This window comes from Segatella copri, from assembly GCF_024330485.1.
Lineage (GTDB): Bacteria > Bacteroidota > Bacteroidia > Bacteroidales > Bacteroidaceae > Prevotella > Prevotella copri_L.
On record NZ_JANDWX010000001.1, the window covers coordinates 217,252 to 240,832 of the forward strand.

Here is a 23,581-nt window from a genome sequence, read left to right on the forward strand (position 1 = left end):
GAAAGGGCAAAAAAGTATCATGCTTTTTTGCCCTTATTTAGTATCTTTGCAACCGAAAATGAATCTTTAAACTGTAAACTTAATAAATAGATGAAGAAGATATTTGTTTTATTGATGATGGCATTGGCTACATGCAATATTTCTGCGAAGTCAAACTTTGTGCAGGTGAAGGACGGACATTTCGTTCGCGACGGTAAACCTTATTATTATGTAGGTACCAATTTCTGGTATGGTGCCATCCTCGGTTCAGAAGGACAGGGCGGCAACCGTGAGCGTCTCTGCAAGGAACTCGATAAAATGAAGGAGATGGGCATTGACAACCTCCGCATCCTGGTGGGCTCTGATGGAAAGCGAGGAGTGAAGACCAAGGTTGAGCCGACGCTGCAGGAAGCTCCGGGCGTTTATAATGATACGATTCTTGCCGGTCTCGACTATCTGCTGATGGAGATGGGCAAACGCAAGATGCTGGCCGTGCTCTATCTGAACAATTCCTGGGAATGGAGTGGCGGTTATGGCTATTACCTGGAGCAGGCTGGTTTGGGCCAGGCTCCCCGTCCTAACGAAGATGGATATCCTGCCTTCATGAACTTCGTCGCCAAATATGCATCCTGCGAAAAGGCGCATCAGCTATTCTATGATTATGTGAAATTCATACTTACGAGAACCAACAGATATACAAAGAAGAAGTATAAGGACGACCAGGCCATCATGTCATGGCAGATAGGTAACGAGCCTCGTGCTTTCAGCAAAGAGCAGTTGCCTGCTTTCGAAAAATGGCTGGGTGAAGCGAGTAAGCTGATCCGTTCGCTCGATAAGAATCATCTGATTTCTATCGGTAGCGAAGGCAAATGGGGATGTGAAGGTGAACTGAACTGTTGGGAACGGATCTGTGCCGACAAGAATGTAGATTATTGCAACATTCATCTTTGGCCATACAACTGGAGTTGGGCGAGAAAAGACCATTTGCAGGAAGATTTGGGAATCTCCTGCCAGAACACAAAGGAGTATATTGATGAACATCTTGAGGTATGCGGACGTATCAGGAAGCCATTGGTGATGGAGGAGTTCGGCTATCCTCGTGATGGTTTCTCTTTTTCAACTTTTTCTACAACAGAAGCACGTGATGGATATTATAAGTATGTGTTCAGTCTTGTTGGCGACAATGCTGCATCCGGAGGTTACTTTGCCGGTTGTAACTTCTGGGGATGGGGCGGCTTTGCCAATCCTAAGCATGAGCAGTGGCAGGTAGGTGATGACTATACCGGTGATCCTGCTCAGGAAGCGCAAGGTTTGAACTCCGTTTTCTCTACCGATAAATCTACATTGGATGTAGTAAAGACGCAGGTAGACAGAATGAAGAAGATTGGTAAGTAATAAGCTTGGTGAAATTGTTAATTGTTTTAGAAGGGTGTGCCATCAGTTCATGGTGCACCCTTTTTTTGTTTGACTTTTTATAATAATACTTTTATGTTTTTTTCGTAAAAGAATTGCCATATTGCCATATAATTCGGTAACTGTTTGATTATGAGAATGTACCGATATTGCAATAGCTTTTTAATTGCCATAATCTGCCATATATTGCCATAAAAATAGCGATACTCAGGCGTCTTTGGTGTTCCCGAAATTGCGTCCCGACGTAGCATCTGGTACGTCCCGACGCAGTAACAGATGCGTCACGACGCAGCGCCAGATACGTCGCGATGTAATTTCAGATACATCTTGCCCAGAATCAAGTGAGCCTCATTTGAACTCCAGATAAACTTCAGTAGTATAGAGTTATATTTTTAGTTTGTTGAAAAGAAAAGAGAGGGTATGTGAATGCCCTCTCTTTTTGATTTTATCCGTTTCGAACATTGATTAATGTTCAAGATATAGTCCGTTTAGCTTTTCCAGGAAAACACAAACTTCATCATTTATCATTTCCATGAAACCATGAGTCTTCTTGTTCGATACACCAGGATATGGAGTATAGTAATGCTCCTCAATCGGTTCTCCCTGGTTTCTGCCAAACATCAGGTAAGCTATGTGATGCTGCTTGAGTACTGTAAGCAATGTCTCTGAAAAAATACTGGAATCACCAATAGATTCTACTCCTGTTGTCAGTCCGAAGGCATTGTTGTGGTCTTGGGCAAAAGGCAGAGCCTGCTTCACAATCTCCTTGATGCTCTTCTGGTAGAGTGGGAGGTCGATGGCATTTTTGCTTTGCAGATATGTCACGTTGATCACATCAATCTTGTTGTCCGGATAGCGATCCATCAGATTCTTGCCCGGCTGGTAGGTTTCAGAATAACTATAAACTACATTCGTTACATCCTCGTCATCCAAGAGATCCTGTATCTTCTTGTAAAGACTGATATAGTCGTCTTTGCTGAGTTTACAGTACCATGTCTTACCGTCTACAGGAAGAAGATTGAGTACTACAGGTGCTTTGATACCATAACCATCTTGCAGTGTATCAAGATATTTGGCAACCTGTTTGGTATATTCCTCCAGCATATCATTATTGCCGTTATAATCAGGCATTGTCCAGTTCATGATGAGTAAGCCTCCCTTACGAAAGTGTTTCAGCACATCTTCCCTGATAGCCTTGAACGGAACGCCGTCTATGTTCTGTGATTTTCCATTTTCAATGCCAGCCAACTCATATCCATTTGCAGCCGGTCTGTAACCGCAGAGAGTTTTCAAGTCGCATCGGTCGCTGTCACATTGCCAGCGGTTCCAGCCTATTCCGGTTAAGGTTCCATACATCTGGCCTATCAGCGTACCTTTGTTGGCATACGCCTTGATGTTGGTTTTCAGATTCTCTGTGCGGGTTGTGAGACCGCTCATGGCAATCTCGTCATACGATTTCTTTTTCTTCTCACCGCATGAAGAGAAAGCCAGGAGGGCCGCGAACATCAATATAATATATTTGATTCTCATAATTTGTTATTCATTATAAGCCTTTTTCATTGCTTCCACTACTGTAGGGAGTGTCCACTGAGGAACCGTTCTGTCTTTTTCGCTGAAGATGCTCATCCAGTAGAAGGTCGCTACGCCGTAAGCCTTTGCCTGTTTCACGATGTCGGCAGCCTGGTCGGCAGCAGCCTGAATTTCGCTGGCAGAACTGGTTTTGCTGACACTCTTGCTTCCGTGTGTACCGTATTCGCCGATGATGCAAGGTATGCCCTTGCTGATGAACTTCTTGTTCAGGCGGGTGAACATATTCTTGATTTCTTTGCTGCAGGAAGCATCCCACTTGCCTTTCTGGGCAAACCAGTCCCATGGAGCATAGGTGTGAACTTCTACTGCGATATGACCATCCACCTTGTCGGTAGGGATGGCGAGGTTGTTCAATACGTCGTCACCATTAGCTGCAGCATAGGTATTGATGATGAGGTTGCGGGTCTCGTTGTTGCCACCGGTAGCACGTACTGCATTCACAAAGCTCTGGGCATATCCGTTCAGCCCCTTGTAGCTGCTAGCATTCTTTGGCGCATTCCAGGTGTTGTCAGCATCTAGCATCTCGTTGTAGCCTTCGAAGAGCAGGTGCTGGTCGTAGTTCTTGAAACGGGTGGCAATCTGAGTCCAGAGACTCTCGAATTTCTCCTTGTTCTCGTTGTAGTTGGCTTCATCGGCTTTGATCCAGTGCTTTACTTTCTCATCGTCTGCACCTGTATCATGGTGAACATTCAGGATGCAGTACATTCCGTTATCAATGACGTAATCAACGATTTCCTGTATTCTGTTCATCCAGGCTTCATCCACGGTTCCGTCTTCCTTCATGTGCTGGAACCAGGTAACGGGGATGCGGACGGAATTAAAACCGTTCTTCTTCAGGAAATCTACCATCGGTTTGGTCGTTGGCTCCTGTCCCCAAGCTTTCTCAAAATCAGTAACCGAGTTGCTGTTCATGTTCATCCACATGGCTACCACATCTGTGCAGTTGCCGAAATTGGTACCGATGCCCATGTTCTTCACAGCATCTACTGCGCTTTCCTCTACGTAGTTGGCATTCAGGTTCACCTGGTCACGGGTAATCACGTTCTTGCTGCTCAATGCTGCCTTCCACCAGTCGTTGGATGGCATGCTGCTTCCATACCAAGGCATGAAGAAGCTCCATTTCGCGCCGGCGTTCCATGCCTCATCGATGCCAGCTGTGTTGCTGTTGGCATCAGTTCCGCACTCAGCCAGAGCGATGAGTTTACCAGGATAGCGTGCCTGAATCTCCTTGAACTCCTGAGACTGCTTGGCAGCATCATAACCGTAGAGGTCGCGACCGATGATATCTACATACTTGTCGCCGGGATACCAGTCGGCATCATTGTTATAGGTATTGGCATCGCCATTGTAATTCTGTGTGGTCCAAGCCCATATCAGGTTGTGTATTCCCTTGTTCTGGAAGTAATCAAACATGGTCTGCCAGAGTTTCTTGTAGGTCTCGGCACCATCATATCCCCACCAGAACCAGGATTTACCCCAGCTGGCACCTGATTTCAGACAGGCATTACCGGCAGCTTCGTGGAATGGTCGCCAAACGGCAACAACGCCTGCGTCCTGCAACTTCTGCAGAACTTCCACCACCTTGTCCATCTCCTGATAGAACCATTTGTTCTCCCAAGAGCCAGCAGTAAATACGTTGGCTGCTTTGAAGGATGTTTCGGATGGGGTGCAGGTCACACCGCTTCCATCTGTTCCCAGAGTGGTGCTTTCTGTCTTAGGCACGTTGAAGTGCCACATCAGCGATACCAGTCCGCCCTGGTCTGCCCAGTTGGTGACAGGAGTGATGTCGTTGTAGTTGATCCATCCGTTGGAACCCTGCTTAGGTACATAGATATGAATGAAATCATAGCAGTTCATAGCAGGATATTTGCCAGTTGCCTTATAGATTCTATCAGCTTCCTTGGTGTTCCAGTTAACGTCGGCGATAACCGAAGAGAGGGTCTTGCTACCATAATTCAGCTGCAGATATTTGTAGAGACGCTTGGTCTTGTCTGTAGCTGAAGGGTCTGCAAGATTCACATCGCCTACTTCGCTTTCGTGATAGATAGAGAAGGAGATATTGTTGATCTTGTTGATGTCGTAGGTTTCGAAAGCACCGAAGTCCTCCAGACCTTTCAGATAAATTTCCAGTTGGTTGTTGGCATTGTGCTTCATGCTGCTGATGGTATTGCTTTCGCCAGTCAGATTCCATTCAGCTTGCTTTCCTTCCGAATTGTTGATGGTAATCTTGTCACCATCAGTTTGTGCCAAGGCAGTGAATGAAATCATTACTGCCAGGAGTGAGAGTAATATCTTTTTCATTGTCTTGCTACTTTGATGGATTTGTTATTGATTTTGATGATGTATACGCCGTGGGTCAGCTCATCCAGCGGGATGATGGTCTTGTCTCCGGCGAGGATAGGGGAGAGGCTTACAGCCTTTCCGTCGAGAGCGAAGGCGCTCACCTTGTTGTGGGTTCCATCCACGATGAGGCGGTCACCTTCGAAGGCAAACTTACTGTTGGCTTCAATTTGCTGGATGCCCGTAGTGGTACCGTAGGTGAAGGTAGAAACCTTCCACAGTTCGTAACTGGCGGTAGTGGCAGTGGAAGTCACGGTCATCTTGTCATTTCCGAAGGTTATTTCCGGTTGAGTGCTCAGTGCAAACTCTATCTTGCTACCATCGTTGAATGATACGAACAGCGACTTGCCGTCTGCAGCTTTGGCAGAGATGCAGCTCAGAGCTATCAGTAAGGATAATGCTATTTTCTTCATATCGGGTTGATGTTTTGGTTTTAATTAAAAATGTGGCGCAGTTAATATAACTACGCCACAAATTTACGAATTATATTTCACATAAATGCGTTTTTTATGTTAAATATTTCTATCTTATGGAAGGATGGCAATCTTGGTTACATTCTTCAGGTCGCCCTGGAGGATGAATGCAGTATCACCCCAACCGTCAGAGATGCTGTTCACGGCTTCCATCATGGCTGCATCGAATACTTTTACAATGCAATCCTTATTACCATCCCAGTCTGATACAGTATCAATAGCGCCCCAGTTGGCGTTGTTGATCTGAACCTGACCGGTAGCTCCTGCTTCTTTATAGAAGAGCATCTTGGAACCTACCTTGACACCCAACTTGATGAGGTCTGCCTTCATGATACGGAAACGACCGGTGTCATCCCAAGTGAAGTTGTATGGATACTTGATGGCGCTGTTGTCAATGTTGGTTGTGATAGTAGCGATATCCTTTTCTGCAGGAACTACCTTGAACTCAGGACCTTCAATCTTGTTGCCGTCTGGGTCTTCCATCACGATCTTGTAGGTGCCAACTTCAGCATTGGCTGGAACCTGGCATACAATCTCTGTATTGGTGCGAGATGTATAGCGGTTTACCTTGTAAGAACCGATATAGAGGTTCTGGATGTTCTGGAAGTTCTTACCAGTGATGGTGATGGTAGAACCTGCGATAGCTTCACCTGGTGTTACGGATGCAATTGCTGGATCTGTAGCTGCCTTGATGCTCAATTGACCATCGATGTTGATAGTGGTACCATTCTTCAGGTTGAGCTTGAAGCCTGTACCGGCGCATGCTGCAGGAACTGTTACTGCGATGGCATTGGCATTCTGTGCTGCAAATTTCTCTACGGTCTGCTCTACATCGCCAGGGAAGGTGACGCTCTTCACGAGGTCGAGATCTGTACCCTTGATGATGGTCTTCTCGCCAGCTGTGATAGCAGCAGGAGTGCAAGCGGTAACTGTTGGCTTAACCAATGTATAGGCTACTGCAACGGTCTTGCCATTATCAAGACTCAAAGTGATGTTGCCTTCCTGTGCATCCTCTGGTACTGTAGAAGTAACCTTTGTTGTCTCAACCTTGTTAAGCTTAGATTCCTTGGCGTTAGGGAATGCGATACCTGTAATCAGATCCATATCCTTACCAGTGATGGTGAGTTCTGCACCGTTCTTGATAGGGGAAGGAGTTGCAACGAGTTGGCTAGGAACAACGGTTGTAATCTCACCGAAAGGAATTCTTATACCGCTTTTTGTTACAGCTGTAATTTCACCGTCTGCTACCTTAGAAGAGATAATGAAGGTAATCTCAGAAGCTGTTTGTGACTTGAAGTCAGCTGCTTCTACGGTTGCACCATTCAACTCAATACTTGCAATCTGGTCAAGTGAAGTACCTCTGAGGACCTCTGTTTCACCAGCCTTGATGAGAGACTTACCGATAGCATTGTTTGCATCGATTTCAGGAGCATTGATACTTAAAGCACCTTCAGAATACATGTAGTTGTTTCCATCGCTAATCTGGAATCTGCCTTCTCCTGCTTCTGCTGGGATTACCAGCTGAATCTGATAGCGGGTCTGAGATTTAAAATTCTCGGCATCCATAGTCGCGCCATTGGCAAAAATGACAGATGTAATATTGTTGAGATAATCGCCTTCAATAGTGAGGACGTCTCCAACATTACCTACCAGGTTTTCCTTGTTTTCACCTACGTAGAAACCTGTGAATTTCAAATTCTCAATGTATGTGATTGGGGTAAGTGTCTTGATTTCACCATTCTTGGCGGTCTTCAATGTAACAATACCTGGTTCACATTTTTCTGCAGGAACTTCAATGTTGATTTCTGAGTTTTTTCCTGATGTAACAACATTAATGCTGGTAATAGCTTCTGCACCAGGAAGATCTATTTCTGTAATTTGGTCAAGATTGGCTCCCTTGAAAGTAAGGACACCCCCACGGAGTACAGGGTTTGGACCGTATGATAATACAGATATTTCATTGCCATACTGGTCGGTGTTCAAGTCATCACGGTCGCATGATGTGAACGCAAATGTACTGCATATCAGTAGCAGAACCAACCAGAGGAAAGATTTATTATGTCTTTTCATAATGATTGACGTTTATTGTTTTTGTTTGTTTGCAGTGCTGGCAGTTTGATGGCTGCCAGCATCAGCAAATTTTATTCATTGATAGGGCAAACACGAATGTTATCAACGCAAATTGTTGGTGAGCATTCTACAGTAGCCTCTTTGTATGGTCCTGTATAGAGGAACATGGTCATACCTGTGAGATTCTCAAACTTCAAACCACCCAATTTGTTTCCATATCTGTCGTATGCAAATTCTGATAATGGAATAGAAACAGTCTGCCAGTTTCCTGAAGTGCTGAATGTGTTGTTGGTTGCTCCATACCATGGAGTCCAAAGTGCACGTGGAAACTTGTCATCTGCAAGATAGTTGTTGTTGCCTGTTGAGTATGTTACCTGGTCGTTACCGGTAAAATATACCTGTAATGACAAGCCTGTCCAATCATTAGGAATGTTAACCTCAAACTTCACTTGCATGTTGTCAACATCATCCCATTTCATCAGCGAGTTCAACTCAGGATAACCTGCAGCCGGCTCTGGCCAGTAGTTGAATGAGTATTCATCTTCAGCCCATGAATCGAAATTAACGGTCTTGCCTCCTAAGTAGTAGTAATTTCCGTCAAGAGGCTGAACTCCTTCAACATCATTCCTCATACGGTTACCATTTTGAATTCCATCACGCCAGCCATGACCTGTTGCTATTGCGTCATCTCCGTCATTATCCCAGTCGAAGAGTATGCAGCGGTCGTCACGGAAATAGAACTTAGACTTACCTTTTCCATACATGCTTTCTACTGTGACAAATCCTTTTTGTGCACCTTCTGGTACCACAAAAGTAACGGCACTCTTGGAAATGCTCTTGAAATCTGTAACATCTACGTTGCCTGGGAATGTGATTTTAAGATGAGCATTCTCGTAATCCAGCAGGTAGTCGCCTTTCAGGGTTACTGTTTCGCCATCTTTTGCAAACTCATTGCTCAATGATGTTACCACCGGTTCTGGTACGAGCGTCTTGAAGTCATATTCAGTACACTCACCATCCTTGTTGTACATGTAAATCTTATTGGTAGGATTGTCAGTAAGAGTCTTTGGTACATCTACAATCAAGGTATGGTCTGTAATCATACTTGTATTCAAAATAGCCTGCTGATCGTTGAAGAGCATTTTTGTTATACTTCTCAAGTTGTTACCGACCAGGCAGATACTTGTACCCATGTATGCTCCAGTTAACATGGAATCTTTCTTGGTTACATCGCACAGGCGAACGTAATCAATAGAAGGAGTTCCACCAGCTATTTCATATTTGTCAGGCTCATCCACACAACTTGTAATGCTGAGTCCTGTAAATGCTGTAGCTCCAAGAAGCATGACACTTAATATTTTATTATTTAGCTTCATAATTGTTCTGTTTTTGAGGTTTCTTATATTAATAAGTAAACTGAGAAATGTCAACATGCTGTGGTGCCTCCAGCAAATGAGGGTTCATGGTTGCATCTTCTGTAGGGAATGGGATGGTAAAACTGCTCACCTGAACGTTCTGATGCTTACCAGGATCATCATTGTATCTTACATCGCTGTTCAAGTTCCAAGGACCATCATAGCTACCCTTGTTGTACCATGTCTCATAGAGCGCATTCAGACCATAATACTCATTTCTCTTCTGTGCGTTCAACTCAGCAATTGTTGCATCAGGATCGAAGTAGAACCTGCGTACGTAATCATACCAGCGATCGCCCTCAAGTGCTAACTCCAATCTGCGCTCCTTCCATACATCTTCGAAACTGATAGATGTTGGGCGTTCGTATGTAGATACCGCACGGTTGCGAACTTTGTAGAATGCATCAATGGCAGATGCATTTGTTGTTGAGCCAGCATTACCTATCTTAGCTTCTGCATAGATGAGATAAACATCTGCAAGACGTAACAGCTGAGTATAGTTACCATAAGCCATCACATCAAAGTCGCAGCCTATATGCAAGTTATGGTCGGCTTTATCACCAACAAGATGCTTGGCACATTGTGCTCCTGTTGGACTCTGGAGTTCTCCGTTACCTTGGTGCTTCTCGTATCCTTTATATACGTGCTTCAGGAAATCGAAACCGCCACAGTCTGTGTAGAAATAGTCGTATTTATCACCAGCCATAATCATGGTAGCCTTACGGCGGATGTCGGTGTTGTTTCTAGTCTGGCTTGTTGGATTATCTCCGAAAGCTTCTATCAGGTCTACTGATGGACCAGCCCATCCTCCCCAGTTGTTACCTGTTTCATCGAAACCCGAAATAGCGAGGTCACTTTGAAGTGAGTTTTGAGATGTCCAAGGTTCACGTGTGGCACGCCAGTGCCATGCGATGAGTGATTCAGGACCTTTGTATGCGCTGTAGAACATTGCTGGGAAATTGGCTGCAGGTTCCAAACTTCTGCCACTATTGTCTATAACATCCTTTGCATATTTGGCAGCGTTGTCAAGATCTTCCTGGTTGCGCTGGTGATTGGTGGTCTTGATATATGCCACACTTCCCTGTTCGTAAGTTGTAGTTGCTGGATCGAAACCAGACTTTGTCAGGTAAACCTTGGCAAGCAAGCCTTCTGCGCTGTATTTATCAATACGTCCAAGACCTGTAGGATCTTTTTCCGGTAACAGTTCAATGGCTTTTTTCAAGGTCATGATGATGTAATCGTATACATCCTCTATGTTGGCCTTATACTGGTCATTGTATGTACCAGCACCGATAATGTCTGTGTTGTTATGGATGATTGGCACTGCACCGAATGTACGTACAAGATAGAAGTATGCCATAGCTTTCCATGTCAGGCATTCTCCCATACATGCACTCTTAACGCTTGCGCTTGCGTTGGCACCTTTCAGTTTATCATAAATGGTGTTGGCGTAGGCATTGACTGTCCAAAGTGAATAAGACATATCTTTCAGGTTGGCATTATTGGCAGATACGTTACAGTTCCAGTATTGAGTATCTTCACTTCCCCACCAATAATAGTTTCCTGACATAACTTCACCAACTTTGAAGAAACCTCTTTGGAAATCATACCATGGCATACTGTACAGAGAATTGGCGCCTTGATAGCACTCTGCATCACCATTATAGAACGTGTCTGCATTGTAGTTGGAATTGTCTGGCTGATCCAGAAAGTCCCCGCAAGAAGACAAGCTGAGACCCAAGACGAATGCGCAAACGGCCGTTTTATATATATTGTATTTTTTCATAATTGTTTATTCTTTTGTTATTTAATTAGAAAGCAAGGTTGATACCGAAAGAATATACCGTTGGTGAAGGATAACGTCCGTTATCTACACCGAAGCTGTATCCCTGTGAATCGGATGTACTTGCACCTACTTCTGGATCATAACCGTCGTAACCGGTAATAGTGAAGAGGTTCTGTATATTTGCATATACTCTCAAACTCTCAATATGAAGGTATCTTGCATACTTTTTAGGCAATGTATAACCTAAAGTGATATTCTTCATTCTCAAGTATGATCCATCTTCAACATATCTGTCACTGATAACGCTAGAGTTTCCGGCTGGGTCACCGATAGCAAGACGTGGAATGTTGGTTCCTGCGTTTACTACATAGATGTTGTCTACGTCATCATACCAGTTGTATACGGTATTGGCATTGTTGCCTTTATAACCATTACTGTAGTCCTTGTTCGGATCAATTGGAGCCAGTACGGCATGATTCTTGACACTTGCACTCTGGTTTACCCAGGCATTGTTCATCTTGCTCATGCTGATATTCAGGTAGTTCATAACCTTGTTTCCTACAGAACCGCTGACGAACAATGTCAGGTCGAAGTCCTTATAACGGAATGTGTTGGTCCAACCAAATGTATATTTAGGCTGTGGATTACCGATGTAAGTCTTGTCGTAATCGTCGATAACTCCATCAGGCTTTCCGTCAGGACCTGAAATATCCTTAAACTTGATATCGCCTGGCCATACGGTTGTTCCCTTATTCAGGGCTCCTTCCTTGTAGCTCTTAGGCTTAGGAGAGTTTTTGATATCTTCAAAATCCTTGTATACGCCATCGGTCTGATATCCCCAGAATTGATAGAGAGGTTTGCCGATGTTACTTACACAGACAACGTCGTTAAACTGGCCATAGCCAATGATGTTGGCATTGGTTGTGCCGCTGAGACCTACCAGTTTGTTCTTGTTCCAAGAAATGTTGAACTCTGTATCCCAAGAGAAGTTCTTGTTAGCAATAGGATGAGCGTTTACTGCCAACTCGAAACCGGTGTTCTTGATCTTACCGTAGTTACCCCAAGGTGCATTAAGACGTGAAGAACCATTGCCTTGAGTACCCATATATGAAGGCAACTGTAAAGGCATCAGCATATCGTTGGAAACCTTGTTGTACCAGTCGAGAGTGAAACCAATCTTATCATTGAAGAGTCCAAGATCGAGACCGATATTGGTCTGTTCCTGAGTTTCCCACTTGATAGAAGTGTTTGGAATGTTGGTAGGACGGTATGCTACGCTTGTTTGACCAACAAGGAACTTGGTTACGGTAGTACCCCATTTGTAAGCACCGATATTGGCATTACCAGTCTGACCCCAGCCAATACGAATCTTACCATTGCTCAACCATTTACCTGCGATGCTCTTGATAAACTTCTCGTTAGAGAAACGCCAGCTTGCTGCGAATGAGTGGAATGAAGCCCAACGGTTTTCAGGACCGAAGTTAGAACTTCCGTCACGACGGAATGTATATGTTGCTAAATAACGGTCATCGTAGTTGTATGTCTCACGTGTAAAGAATGATGACATTGTTGTAACACCGAAACCAGACTTGATACTAGGAGTGCTGGAACCCAAAGATGGCAAATGGATTGTATTGTTTGGCAAATTAGCGTTTGCCTGATAGGTATAATCCCAGTCACTGCGCCAAGCTTCCTGACCCAGCATGGCTGTGAAAGAATGCTTTTTGATACTTCCATTATAAGTAATGTAGTTTTTAAACTGCCAATACTTGCTTGTATTCTTCTGCCAGCTTGCAAAGTTTGTGTCCTGGTTCCAGTTGCCTAAGTGCATAGTAGGTGTAAAGACCTCTGCATCACTCCATGACAAGTCGTAACCCAACTCTGTATGCCAGGTGAGGTTCTTTATAGGAGTAATGTCTGCAAAAATGTTACCGGTCAGCTTGTTACGCTTCATGGTGATATCCTTGCTCAAAGCCTGTGCAATAGGGTTTGGTGAAGACCAGCCGTCACGTACTACAGATGTATAGTTTCCGTCTACGTCATAGATTGCAATATCTGGAGGTGTAGTCAATGCGTATGTAATAACACCTTCTGTACCATCAGCATGGAGCAGGCGCTCCTTGGTTCTTGTGTATGTAGTATTCATACCTATCTTGAACCATTTCTTCAGTTGAGCGTCCAGATTGGCACGTACGTTCAAACGCTTGAAGTTAGAACCGATGATAGTACCATCCTGATCCATCATACCGCCACTAACATAGTACTTAACCTTCTCTGTACCACCTTGTGCAGCAACCTGATGCTGGTGCTGGAAAGCTGTGCGGAATACAGCGTCCTGCCAGTTGGTTCCTCGACCCAAGATAGATGGGTCTGAGAAATCAGGGCGTGCCTGATCCTGTGAAATCCATCCGTTGTTTACAAAATCATTATAATATTCTGAGAATTCACGAAGATTCAGAATGTCAATACGCTTTCCCTGGTATTGCCATGCTGCCATGCCGTCGTATGTAAATTTTGCTTCTCCAATCTTACCCCGTTTGGTTGTGATAAGTACAACACCATTTGCACCCTGGGCACCATAGATGGCTGTAGCAGAAGCATCTTTCAGAATTTCCATACTGACGATATCGGCAGGGTTGATAGTTGACATTGGTGATACGGTAGAAACAGAACCGTTTCCTAAGGCATCTCCCAAACCTAATGAACCGCCGCTTGAACCGCCGCCCTGGAAGATGACACCATCAATGACATAAAGTGGTTCTGCACCGGCATTGATTGTTGACTGTCCGCGAACTCGGATTGAGGTAGAAGAACCTGGAGCACCTGAAGTCGCTACAGACGTAACACCGGCAACGCGACCTTGGAAACTCTGGTCTAAGTTTGTGATAATAGAACCTTTGATTTGGTCTTCTCCCATGGAAACAGAAGCTCCTGAGATGTCGCTCTTCTTCATGGTACCATAACCTACAACTACCACCTCGTCAAGACTGTTGTTGTCTTCAGCCAAAGTGATGTCGTACTTACTCTGGCCTCCTACTTTGAAAGTTTTGGTAACATAGCCTACGTAAGTTACTTCAACAGTCTGTCCGGCACCTACATTCAGTGTGTAGTTACCATCAAAGTCTGTCACTGCGGCATTTTTTGTGCCTTTCACTTTTACTGTTGCACCGATGATAGGACCCATTGCATCGGATACGTTACCAGTAATCTTCTTGGTCTGTTGCACAGCCTGATTCGTTGTGATCTGGGCTGCGAAAGTTTGCTGAGGGGAGATGCCGAGAAGACTCAGGGCAGCTACACTAGCAAGCAACTTTTCTCTACTTTTAAAGTTCATACAATTTTTGTTAGTTGGTTAAAACAGTTTGGCTCTTTCACTTATACGATCGATACGGGAAAGAATCCAAATCGGATTATTGCTCTCTGATTATTCCTTCGTCATCTTTTTCTGATGAGAAGAAAAGGCTAGAGGCTAGCTCTAGGTTGCATTTACTTTTTCCATTGTTGTGATTATATTTATTTGTTTTTATATTGTTGATTCTAAACCTTTAGGCTATTTTGTAAATCTGCTGCAAAGATAGCTATTTTTTGCAAAATAGCTTGTACATATTTTGCTGATTACTAATACTTTTCTGCTTTAGTGAAAATAAAATGTAATTTTCGTCATATTTATTAAAGATTAAGTGTTAGCGTTACAATTTATTTACTTGATGGTTGATTTATATTGATTATTCTATTATTTATCTATTATATATAAGGTACGCGTACATTATTTATTATATGAATTGTCATAACCTTTTGTGCTTTGTTAATTGGTCTTTGGTTGTTTTCGGTCAATTCTTGAGTTGAAAAGAGTGTGTGTTTTGTTGTTTTCTTTGCTTTTTCTGACTTGATGTGCATCAATTCTTATTTCTTTTTTCAGATATTTCCGAATATTTTTCTGCCTTTGCAACAAAGTATGTTTATTCAGCAAAATAATACACGGATATATCGGAAATTATGCCTAACTTTGCAACCGTAAAACAGAATGTTTAACTAACAAGATTACCAACGACAATATGAATCATCGTATAGCAAATGTTTTTAGGTTAATAATTATAGGTGTTCTGATGAGTGTGCTGGGGATTTCAAGCCTCAGCGCACAAATCAGAGGTAACAACATCGTGGTAACGGTAACTCCTGACCATCAGGACTGGAATTATCGGGTAGGCGAGAAGGCTAACTTCACGGTGAATGTGAGAAAGAGCGGTACGCTACTCAATCAGGTGAAGGTAGATTATGAAGCCGGTCCGGCAATGTTTCCGGAGGTGAAGAAAAGTACCACTCTCAAGGACGGAACCATGAAATGGTGCGGCAGTCTGAACAGACCGGGCTTCTACCGCCTCAAGGTTATCGCTCATGTTGATGGCAAGGATTACGAGGGACTTTGCACGGCAGGGTTCTCTCCAGAGAAGATCCAGCCTTTCGCACAGGAACCTAAGGATTTCGATGCTTTCTGGAAGAAGGCACTGGATGAGGCAAGACAGAATGACCTCAATCCTACCAAGGTGCTTCTGCCTGAGCGTTGTACCAAGGATAAGAATGTATATGAAATAAGTTATAACAACAACCGATGGGGCTCTAAGATGTATGGCATCCTGAGTGTCCCGGTAAAAGAAGGTAAGTATCCGGCTTTGCTCCGTGTACCTGGTGCGGGTGTACGCCCTTATGCCGGCGATACTTATACGGCTCCTGCTGAATGCATCGTACTGGAAATCGGTATTCACGGTGTTCCTGTTACCATGCAGCAGAAGATTTATGATGATCTTGCCAATGGCGAACTGAATGGTTACTGGGATACCAATCTCGAGAATCCTTATCGCAATGCTTACAGACGGGTAGTAACCGGTGCTGTCCGTGGTGTGGATTATATCGCTTCGCTCCCTGAGTGGAACAGAAAGACTATCGGTGTAACGGGTTCTTCACAGGGTGGATTCCTTTCCATTGCTGTGGCAGCTCTCGATAAGCGAATCACATTCCTGGCTCCTGTTCATGATGCCATGTGTGATTATGAAGCTGAGATTCACGGAGTTGCAGGCGGATGGCCTCACTACTTCTATAAGGAAGACAAGGCACAGGGGGCTGCATGGAAAGAGCAGAAACTTACGGATTTGGAAAAGGCAAGACTCGAAGGTGCACGCTATTATGATGGCGTCAACTTCGCCCGTCGTATCACCGTTCCTGGCTGGTACAGTTTCGGTTATAATGATGAGGTGGTTCCGCCAACATCGTCTTACGGACTTTATAATTCGGTAAAAGCGCCTAAGACCTTGAGTCTGTACCAGATGACCGGTCATTACTGGTATCAGGAGCAGTGGGATGAATGGCAGGCTTGGATTATTCAGCAATTAAAGAAATAGATATATGATAGGAAAAAGAATTTTGATTGGTGCAGCTTGCCTCATGGCGATGCAAGGAGCTGTGGCACAGGTTGATGGCGTTACGGGCGCATCAGTCCAGACTGCCAATACTCCCTGCTGCAAGGGTAAAAAGCAATGTTGCAATACTCCGGCAGAGCAATTGAAGGTTAGACTGCAGAAATTACTGAACAAGGGAATCATGCTCGGACATCAGGATGATCCGATGTATGGTACTACTTGGAAATGGGATGAAGGAAAGAGCGATGTATTCCTCACTACAGGTGATTATCCTGCTGTGATGGGCTTTGATCTCGGAAAAATAGAGTTGGACAGCAAGGAAAATCTCGATGGTGTATCTTTCGATCGTATGCGAAAAGAAATCATTGCCCAAAATGAGAGAGGAGGCATCGTTACTTTGAGTTGGCATCCTTGGAATCCGGTTACTGACGAGAATGCCTGGGATCCGAAAGGTGATGCTGTGGCTGCAGTCCTGGATGGAGGCGCCCAGCAACAGAAGTTCGACGGATGGCTCAAGAAGGTTTCCGATTTCATCCTTTCTTTGAAGACAAACGATGGTAAACTGGTTCCTGTCATCTTCCGACCATGGCATGAAATGAATGGCGGATGGTTCTGGTGGGGAGCTAGCAGTTGCACACCTGTACAATATAACCAATTATACGTAAAAACCCTAAATATACTTACTAAAGCAGGGTGCAATAACATCGTTTGGGCTTGGTCACCAAATCTCAGCGACGAGAAGACGGTAGAAAAATTCCTGGAGCGATTCCCGGGAGAAAAGTATGTGGATATGCTGGGTGTTGACGTCTACGAGTTCGACAACAGCGATGCCAATTATCAGCAGAACCTTGCTGCTACGCTCGATGTGCTGATGGAGGCAGCCAAGAAGGTTGGCAAGATTCCTGCCCTCACCGAAACGGGTTGCCGAGGTATCGCCAGCAAGAAGGATTGGTTTACGCAAACCCTTTGGCCTGTACTTCAGAAGTATCAGTTGAGTTATGTACTCTTCTGGCGTAATGCCTGGGACAAACCTCAGGAAGAGGCTTACCTCCCTGGAGTAGGCGATGGAGCCATCGTCGAGGACTTCAAGAAATTCAAGAAGGAAAAGAAAGTTCTCTTTGCCAAAGACATTGTAAAGGTTAAATAAATGTTGAATGTTGAATGTTGAATGTTAAATTGGCTTTAGTCCAATGTGCATTTTATACTCAACATTCAACATTCAACACTCAACATTAATATAAAATAAAATATGACTACATTTCAAGACAAAGTGAAAGCACTCCGCGCTCATCATGAGGAATTGCTGAGCCGTAAGAATGAACCCGTAGAGTGGGGAAATGGTATCTATGAAAAGTATAAGAACCCAATCCTTACAGCAGAACATACACCATTGGAGTGGCGTTACGACTTCGACGAGAAGAGTAATCCGTATCTCATGCAGCGCATCATGATGAATGCTACGCTCAATTCGGGTGCCATCAAGTGGAATGGTAAGTATCTCCTCGTTGTTCGTGTTGAGGGTGCTGACCGCAAGAGTTTCTTTGCCGTAGCAGAGAGTCCTAATGGTGTTGACAACTTCCGTTTCTGGGATGAGCCTATCACCATGCCGGAGGATGTTGTTCCTGCTACCAACATCTATGATATGCGACTCACAGCTCATGAGGATGGTTATATCTATGGCGTGTTCTGTGCAGAGCGTCATGATGATGCACAGCCTGGAGACCTCAGTGCTGCTACTGCTACAGCAGCCATTGCCCGTACCAAGGACCTGGTAAACTGGGAGCGTCTTCCTGATCTGAAGACCAAAAGCCAGCAGCGCAATGTGGTTCTCCATCCGGAGTTCGTTGATGGCAAGTATGCTTTCTATACCCGTCCACAGGATGGTTTCATCGATACAGGTTCAGGTGGTGGTATCGGTTGGGCTCTTGTTGATGATATCACTCATGCCGAAATCAAGGAAGAGAAGATTATTAATGCCCGTCACTATCATACCATCCAGGAGGTGAAGAACGGTGAGGGACCTCATCCTATCAAGACTGATAAGGGCTGGTTGCATCTGGCTCACGGTGTTCGTGGCTGTGCCAGCGGTCTCCGCTATGTGCTCTATATGTACATGACTTCTCTTGAGGATCCTACTAAGGTGATTGCTGAACCAGGTGGATATCTCCTCGTACCGGAAGGTCCTGAGTATATCGGTGATGTAATGAATGTAGTCTTTGCCAATGGTTGGATTGCAGATGAGGATGGCAAGGTATTCATCTACTATGCTTCTTCTGATACCCGCATGCATGTGGCAACTTCTACCATCGACCGATTGGTAGACTACTGCATGAACACACCAAAGGATGATTATCGCACTCAGTTCTCTGTAGAGAAGATCAAGGCTTTGGTAGCAAAAAATAAACAGACTTTAAGTAAATAAGTTTCAGGTATTAAGATTGTAGGGATTCGTACTCCTCATCCGTATTATCAGATATAGATGGGGAGCGAATCCCTTTTTTAGTAACATTCAACATTCAACACTCAACATTCAACAATAAAAACAATGGCTCGTTTAAAAGAAAAAATAGCTTATGCATTGGGTGATGCCGCTGCGGGTGGTATTGTATGGAAGGTGATGTCTATCGCTTTTCCTCTGTTTTTTACAAATGTCTTCGGACTCTCGTTTGCGGATGCGGCAGTACTGATGCTCGTAGCCCGCATGTTCGATGTGGTTACTGACCCGCTGATGGGTACTCTTGCCGACCGTACCCAGAGCCGTTTCGGTACCTATCGTCCTTGGCTCATCTATGGTGCCATTCCTTTCGGATTGATATTCGCCCTCTTGCTCTATACTCCAGACTTCGGTCCTGTGGGCAAGCGAATCTATGCTTACGCCCTCTATCTGCTGATGATGGCGGTATATACCATGGTGAATGTGCCTTACGGCTCATTGCTCGGTGTGATGACCGAGGATGATGATGAGAAGAACCAGTTCTCTTCTTTCCGTATGGTAGGTGCTTATGCCATGGGATTCGTTACCCTGCTCTCTTTCCCTTATCTTCAGAAAATGGTAGGTGGAACAGCCGCTCATCAGTATGCTGTCATTGGTGCCGTGCTCGGTATTATTGCAGCTGTTATGACATTGGCTTGCGGACTCCTCACCAAGGAACGTCTGAAGCCGAAACGCGCTGAGAAGTTCTCATTCCAGCAGTTTGCTGACCTCGTTCACAACAAGGCTTGGCTCTATATGACAGCCATCGCCGTGTGCACCAACTTCTTCAACGGATTCCGCTATGCCGTTGCTGGCTATATGTTCGATTACTGTCTGCATGGCAATGTAACCATCGAGGGACTGATTATCAACTATACCGTTTTCATGGCATTCGGTGAAGTAACCTGTATGATTTTCGGTGGTGTATCTCCTTGGTTCACCCGTCTGGTAGGCAGCAAGCGCATGGCATTCTTCTGGGCTGCAACTCTCTGTCTGGTTCTCTCGGTTGTCTTCTTCTTCATCCCGATGGATCCATCGTATATCTGGGTAATGATAGCCATCGTTATCCTTACCTCTATGGGTATCGGTATCTATTCGCCATTGATGTGGTCAATGTATGCCGATGTAGCCGACTACCATACCGAGCATTTCGGAACATCAGCTACAGGTCTTATCTTCTCTTCCGGTACGATGAGCCAGAAGTTTGGTACCGCCATTTCCGGTTCTCTCATCGCCCTCTTCCTGGGCTGGGCAGGTGCCAACATGATAACAGATAAGATGGGTAATACGATGATCGACCCAGCCAGTGTCACCGATTCTGTGCTTACGATGGTATGGTCATTGTTCTCACTCTTCCCAGCCGTCATCGCCTTCCTGCTGATGGTGCTTGCCTGGAAGTTCCCTATCCGCAAATAATTGTTTTAACATAACTAATAATCACTATTAAAAAAGGAAAAATGGAAAATCTTAAAGAAACGATGCGGGATGTTCTGGAGAACAACATCCTCAGCTATTGGCTAACGAAAGTGAAAGATGAAGAAAACGGTGGCTTTTACGGACGTGTAGACGGTAACGACCAGGTACATCCTGTAGCCGAGAAGGGTGCCGTGATGAATGCCCGTATCCTCTGGGCGTTTTCTGCTGCCTATCGTGTCTTGAAGAAGCCGGAGTATCTTGAGGCTGCCACCCGTGCCAAGGATTATGTGCGCGATTATTTCCTCGACAGGGAATATGGCGGCATCTACTGGAGTGTTGACTATCAGGGTAATCCGCTCGATACCAAGAAGCAGACTTACGCCATCGGCTTTGCCATCTATGGTTTCTCGGAGTATGCCCGTGCAACAGGTGACAAGGAGGCGTTGGATATCGCCATCTCCCTGTATCATGACATAGAGAAGCATGCCTTTGATGCCAAGAACAACGGATATATCGAGGCATTGACCCGTGAGTGGAATCCGATTGCAGACATGCGTCTCTCTGATAAGGATGAGAATGGTTCCCGTACGATGAATACCCATCTGCATATCATCGAGCCATATACCAATCTTTATCGTGTATGGAAGACTCCGGAACTGGAGAAGAGCATCCGCAATCTGCTCGATATCTTCACCGATAAGCTTCTGAACAAGGAGACTTATCATCTCGACCTCTTCTTCAATGACGAGTGGGAGGGCAAGCGTAACATCGAGAGCTATGGTCATGATATTGAGGCGTCCTGGCTGCTCCACGAAACCGCGCTGGTTTTAGACGATAAGATATTGCTGCATAAGATAGAGCGCATCATCCGTCGTATAGCCGATGCAGCAGATGAAGGCTTACGTCCGGATGGCAGTATGGTTTATGAGCATTGGAAAGATGGAGATAAGTATGATCTCCAGCGTCAGTGGTGGGTGCAGTGCGAGAACATCATCGGACATATCGACCTCTATCAGTATTTCCGTACCGAAGAGAATCTTCTGGTTGCCATCTCCTGCTGGAACTATGTAGCCAAGCATCTGCTGGATGCCAAGAACGGTGAGTGGCACTGGGCTATCCTGGAAGATGGTACGGTGAACAAGGAGGATGATAAGGCGGGTTTCTGGAAATGTCCTTACCACAACTCCCGTATGTGTCTCGAACTCATCGAACGTGACTATTAAAATACAGCTCCCCTGCAAGGCAGGAATAGAATACAAAAATCCAAGCAAATCATATATTTGCTTGGATTTTTTTGTTTATCCCGATTTTTTATTGTACTTTTGCAGCCAATGTAGAATTGAGGGTGGTATCGCATCAAAGATTCAACATTCAACATTTAACATTAAACATTAAAAATAAATGTATATAGCAATAGCAGGAAATATCGGTAGTGGCAAGACAACACTCACCAAGATGCTTTCTAAACATTATGGATGGAAACAGTACTTGGAGCCCGTGGCTGAAAACCCCTATATCGATGACTATTACAAGGATATCTCGCGATGGGCTCTCAATATGGAGGTGTTCTATCTGAAGCAGCGATTCAAGAATCTGCTGGAAATCCAACACAGTAAAGAGACGGTCATCCAGGACCGCACCATCTTTGAGGGTGTTTATGTCTTTGCGGCCAACAACCGGAAGATGGGCAATATGGACCAGCGCGACTACGAGACTTATATGGAGCTCTTCGAGTCGATGATGGAAGTGGTAGAGATGCCTGAACTGATGATATATCTCCGTTCTTCAGTTCCTCACCTCGTGAAGAATATCCAGAAGCGCGGTCGTGATTATGAGCAGAAGATGCCTTTGGATTATCTGGAAGGTATCAACAATCTTTACGAAGATTTCATCATGAACAAGTATAAGGGAAAGGTGCTTATCGTAGAAGTTGATAATCTCGATTTCGAGCACAATCCCAAGCAGTTTGGTGAAATCATAGATAAGATAGATGCCAAGCTCTTCGGGCTGTTCTCGTAAAGGTAAAAAAGTAAAAAGGTAAAAAAGTAAAAAAGTAAAAAAGGAAGAGTTGATGGCGCTAGCCCAATTCAACATTCAACATTTAACATTCAACATTGACATAGATGCATATAGCAATAGCAGGAAATATAGGTAGCGGCAAGACAACATTAACCAAGATGCTTGCCAAGAGATATGGCTGGAAAGCTAATTTCGAGCCGGTAGATAATAATCCATATCTGGCTGATTATTACAAGGATATGGAACGATGGTCGTTTAATCTTCAGATTTACTTCCTGAACAAGCGATTCCATGATGTTGTGGAGATTTCACGTTCAGAGCAGACCATCGTACAGGATAGAACCATCTTCGAGGATGCGCGTATCTTTGCGCCTAATCTTCACGATATCGGTATGATGAGCGATAGGGATTTCAAGAACTATACCGATCTCTTCGATCTGATGATCAGTCTGGTGAAACTCCCTGACCTGATGATATATATCAAGAGCAGCATTCCTACGCTCGTGAAGCATATCGAGAAGCGTGGCCGCGATTTCGAGAAGAGCATCCGCATCGATTACCTCCAGGGGTTGAACAAGCGTTATGAGGATTGGATTAAGGATTATAAAGGTCGCCTCATCATCATTGATGGTGATAATCTGGAGTTCGGAGAGAATCCGGAAGACTTCCGAAAGGTTACTGACCTGATAGATGCCGAGCTCTTCGGCCTGTTTGCTGAAAAGGAGGTTTAAAAGTAAAAAGGTAAAAGGGTAAAAAGGTAAAAAGAACCTTAACCCCCTTTCGCCCCCCGTTCCTAGCGATTCCATCGCTAGTCCCCCAAGTCCTTATTATAAGGTAAAAAAGTAAAAAGCGCAATCCCGCTAGGCGTCAAAGGAGGAACGCCTGGCGGGGTTGCGTTTTATGGTTGTACAGCTAAAAGGTTTATGGTTGTACAACTAAAAGGTTTATGGTTGTACAGCTAAAAGGTTTATGGTTGTACAGCTAAAGGGTTTATGGTTGTACAACTAAAAGGTTTATGGTTGTACAACTAAAGGGTTTATAGTTGTACGACTATAAGGGTTGTAGTTGTACGATTAAAAGGTGTTGTCACTAGGCTCGGCAGACCTGCTGACTGCAGTCGGCAGAGCTGCTGACTAGGCTCAGTAGGTCTGCTGAGCCTAGTGGCAACCTTCGAGAAGCAGTCTCCTTCAACT

General features: G+C 44.6%; 15 protein-coding genes. 8 read left to right on the plus strand and 7 right to left on the minus strand.

Annotated elements, in window-relative coordinates:
• Positions 1-90: 90 nt before the first annotated feature.
• Positions 91-1,374: a glycoside hydrolase 5 family protein gene (locus NNC77_RS00850; protein ID WP_254969619.1), complete on the plus strand. Its 1,284-nt coding sequence runs from the start codon at positions 91-93 to the stop codon at positions 1,372-1,374.
• A 483-nt stretch (positions 1,375-1,857) separates the two neighbouring features.
• On the opposite strand, the gene NNC77_RS00855 is transcribed toward NNC77_RS00850, so the two are convergent.
• The 7 genes from NNC77_RS00855 to NNC77_RS00885 all read right to left on the minus strand — a co-directional run bounded on the left by NNC77_RS00855 (position 1,858) and on the right by NNC77_RS00885 (position 14,400).
• Positions 1,858-2,922, minus strand: coding sequence for a hypothetical protein (locus NNC77_RS00855; protein ID WP_254969620.1), 1,065 nt, complete (start codon positions 2,920-2,922; stop codon positions 1,858-1,860).
• Positions 2,923-2,928: 6 nt separating this feature from the next.
• Positions 2,929-5,283: a cellulase family glycosylhydrolase gene (locus tag NNC77_RS00860; RefSeq protein WP_254969621.1), complete on the minus strand. Its 2,355-nt coding sequence runs from the start codon at positions 5,281-5,283 to the stop codon at positions 2,929-2,931.
• The gene (locus NNC77_RS00865) at positions 5,280-5,735 is read right to left on the minus strand and encodes a T9SS C-terminal target domain-containing protein (RefSeq protein ID WP_254969622.1); all 456 of its coding nucleotides are present in this window, start codon (positions 5,733-5,735) and stop codon (positions 5,280-5,282) included. Before NNC77_RS00865 ends, NNC77_RS00860 begins: the two co-directional genes overlap by 4 nt.
• A gap of 114 nt (positions 5,736-5,849) precedes the next feature.
• Positions 5,850-7,865: an IPT/TIG domain-containing protein gene (locus tag NNC77_RS00870; RefSeq protein ID WP_254969623.1), complete on the minus strand. Its 2,016-nt coding sequence runs from the start codon at positions 7,863-7,865 to the stop codon at positions 5,850-5,852.
• Between the two features lie 71 nt (positions 7,866-7,936).
• Positions 7,937-9,241: a glycan-binding surface protein gene (locus NNC77_RS00875; RefSeq protein ID WP_254969624.1), complete on the minus strand. Its 1,305-nt coding sequence runs from the start codon at positions 9,239-9,241 to the stop codon at positions 7,937-7,939.
• 28 nt (positions 9,242-9,269) lie between these two features.
• Entirely contained in the window at positions 9,270-11,066 is a 1,797-nt protein-coding gene (locus NNC77_RS00880) for a RagB/SusD family nutrient uptake outer membrane protein (protein ID WP_254969625.1), read from the minus strand.
• Between the two features lie 25 nt (positions 11,067-11,091).
• Positions 11,092-14,400, minus strand: a complete 3,309-nt coding sequence (locus NNC77_RS00885) for a SusC/RagA family TonB-linked outer membrane protein (RefSeq protein ID WP_254969626.1) — start codon at positions 14,398-14,400, stop codon at positions 11,092-11,094.
• 772 nt (positions 14,401-15,172) lie between these two features.
• Between NNC77_RS00885 and NNC77_RS00890 the strand changes: the two genes are divergently transcribed.
• The 7 genes from NNC77_RS00890 (at position 15,173) to NNC77_RS00920 (ending at position 23,119) form a co-directional block, all read left to right on the plus strand.
• Positions 15,173-16,462, plus strand: coding sequence for an acetylxylan esterase (locus NNC77_RS00890; protein WP_228114896.1), 1,290 nt, complete (start codon positions 15,173-15,175; stop codon positions 16,460-16,462).
• 4 nt (positions 16,463-16,466) lie between these two features.
• The gene (locus NNC77_RS00895; protein WP_254969628.1) at positions 16,467-17,627 is read left to right on the plus strand and encodes a glycoside hydrolase family 26 protein; all 1,161 of its coding nucleotides are present in this window, start codon (positions 16,467-16,469) and stop codon (positions 17,625-17,627) included.
• 102 nt (positions 17,628-17,729) lie between these two features.
• Positions 17,730-18,902, plus strand: coding sequence for a glycoside hydrolase family 130 protein (locus tag NNC77_RS00900; protein ID WP_153112835.1), 1,173 nt, complete (start codon positions 17,730-17,732; stop codon positions 18,900-18,902).
• A 123-nt stretch (positions 18,903-19,025) separates the two neighbouring features.
• A complete protein-coding gene (locus tag NNC77_RS00905) occupies positions 19,026-20,369 on the plus strand; it encodes an MFS transporter (RefSeq protein WP_234564529.1) in 1,344 nt (447 codons plus the stop codon).
• Between the two features lie 41 nt (positions 20,370-20,410).
• Entirely contained in the window at positions 20,411-21,592 is a 1,182-nt protein-coding gene (locus NNC77_RS00910; protein WP_254969629.1) for an AGE family epimerase/isomerase, read from the plus strand.
• Positions 21,593-21,770: 178 nt separating this feature from the next.
• The gene (locus tag NNC77_RS00915; protein ID WP_118154008.1) at positions 21,771-22,388 is read left to right on the plus strand and encodes a deoxynucleoside kinase; all 618 of its coding nucleotides are present in this window, start codon (positions 21,771-21,773) and stop codon (positions 22,386-22,388) included.
• 104 nt (positions 22,389-22,492) lie between these two features.
• Positions 22,493-23,119, plus strand: coding sequence for a deoxynucleoside kinase (locus NNC77_RS00920; RefSeq protein ID WP_117587062.1), 627 nt, complete (start codon positions 22,493-22,495; stop codon positions 23,117-23,119).
• Positions 23,120-23,581 lie beyond the last annotated feature (462 nt).

Bases quoted from the DNA above. Each gene is read 5' to 3' on its own strand.
- NNC77_RS00910 (WP_254969629.1), top strand. From the start codon at position 20,411: ATGGAAAATCTTAAAGAAACGATGCGGGATGTTCTGGAGAACAACATC.
- NNC77_RS00880 (WP_254969625.1), bottom strand. From the start codon at position 11,066: ATGAAAAAATACAATATATATAAAACGGCCGTTTGCGCATTCGTCTTG.
- NNC77_RS00860 (WP_254969621.1), bottom strand. From the start codon at position 5,283: ATGAAAAAGATATTACTCTCACTCCTGGCAGTAATGATTTCATTCACT.
- NNC77_RS00890 (WP_228114896.1), top strand. From the start codon at position 15,173: ATGAGTGTGCTGGGGATTTCAAGCCTCAGCGCACAAATCAGAGGTAAC.
- NNC77_RS00900 (WP_153112835.1), top strand. From the start codon at position 17,730: ATGACTACATTTCAAGACAAAGTGAAAGCACTCCGCGCTCATCATGAG.
- NNC77_RS00885 (WP_254969626.1), bottom strand. From the start codon at position 14,400: ATGAACTTTAAAAGTAGAGAAAAGTTGCTTGCTAGTGTAGCTGCCCTG.
- NNC77_RS00875 (WP_254969624.1), bottom strand. From the start codon at position 9,241: ATGAAGCTAAATAATAAAATATTAAGTGTCATGCTTCTTGGAGCTACA.
- NNC77_RS00920 (WP_117587062.1), top strand. From the start codon at position 22,493: ATGCATATAGCAATAGCAGGAAATATAGGTAGCGGCAAGACAACATTA.
- NNC77_RS00850 (WP_254969619.1), top strand. From the start codon at position 91: ATGAAGAAGATATTTGTTTTATTGATGATGGCATTGGCTACATGCAAT.
- NNC77_RS00905 (WP_234564529.1), top strand. From the start codon at position 19,026: ATGGCTCGTTTAAAAGAAAAAATAGCTTATGCATTGGGTGATGCCGCT.
- NNC77_RS00855 (WP_254969620.1), bottom strand. From the start codon at position 2,922: ATGAGAATCAAATATATTATATTGATGTTCGCGGCCCTCCTGGCTTTC.
- NNC77_RS00895 (WP_254969628.1), top strand. From the start codon at position 16,467: ATGATAGGAAAAAGAATTTTGATTGGTGCAGCTTGCCTCATGGCGATG.
- NNC77_RS00870 (WP_254969623.1), bottom strand. From the start codon at position 7,865: ATGAAAAGACATAATAAATCTTTCCTCTGGTTGGTTCTGCTACTGATA.
- NNC77_RS00865 (WP_254969622.1), bottom strand. From the start codon at position 5,735: ATGAAGAAAATAGCATTATCCTTACTGATAGCTCTGAGCTGCATCTCT.
- NNC77_RS00915 (WP_118154008.1), top strand. From the start codon at position 21,771: ATGTATATAGCAATAGCAGGAAATATCGGTAGTGGCAAGACAACACTC.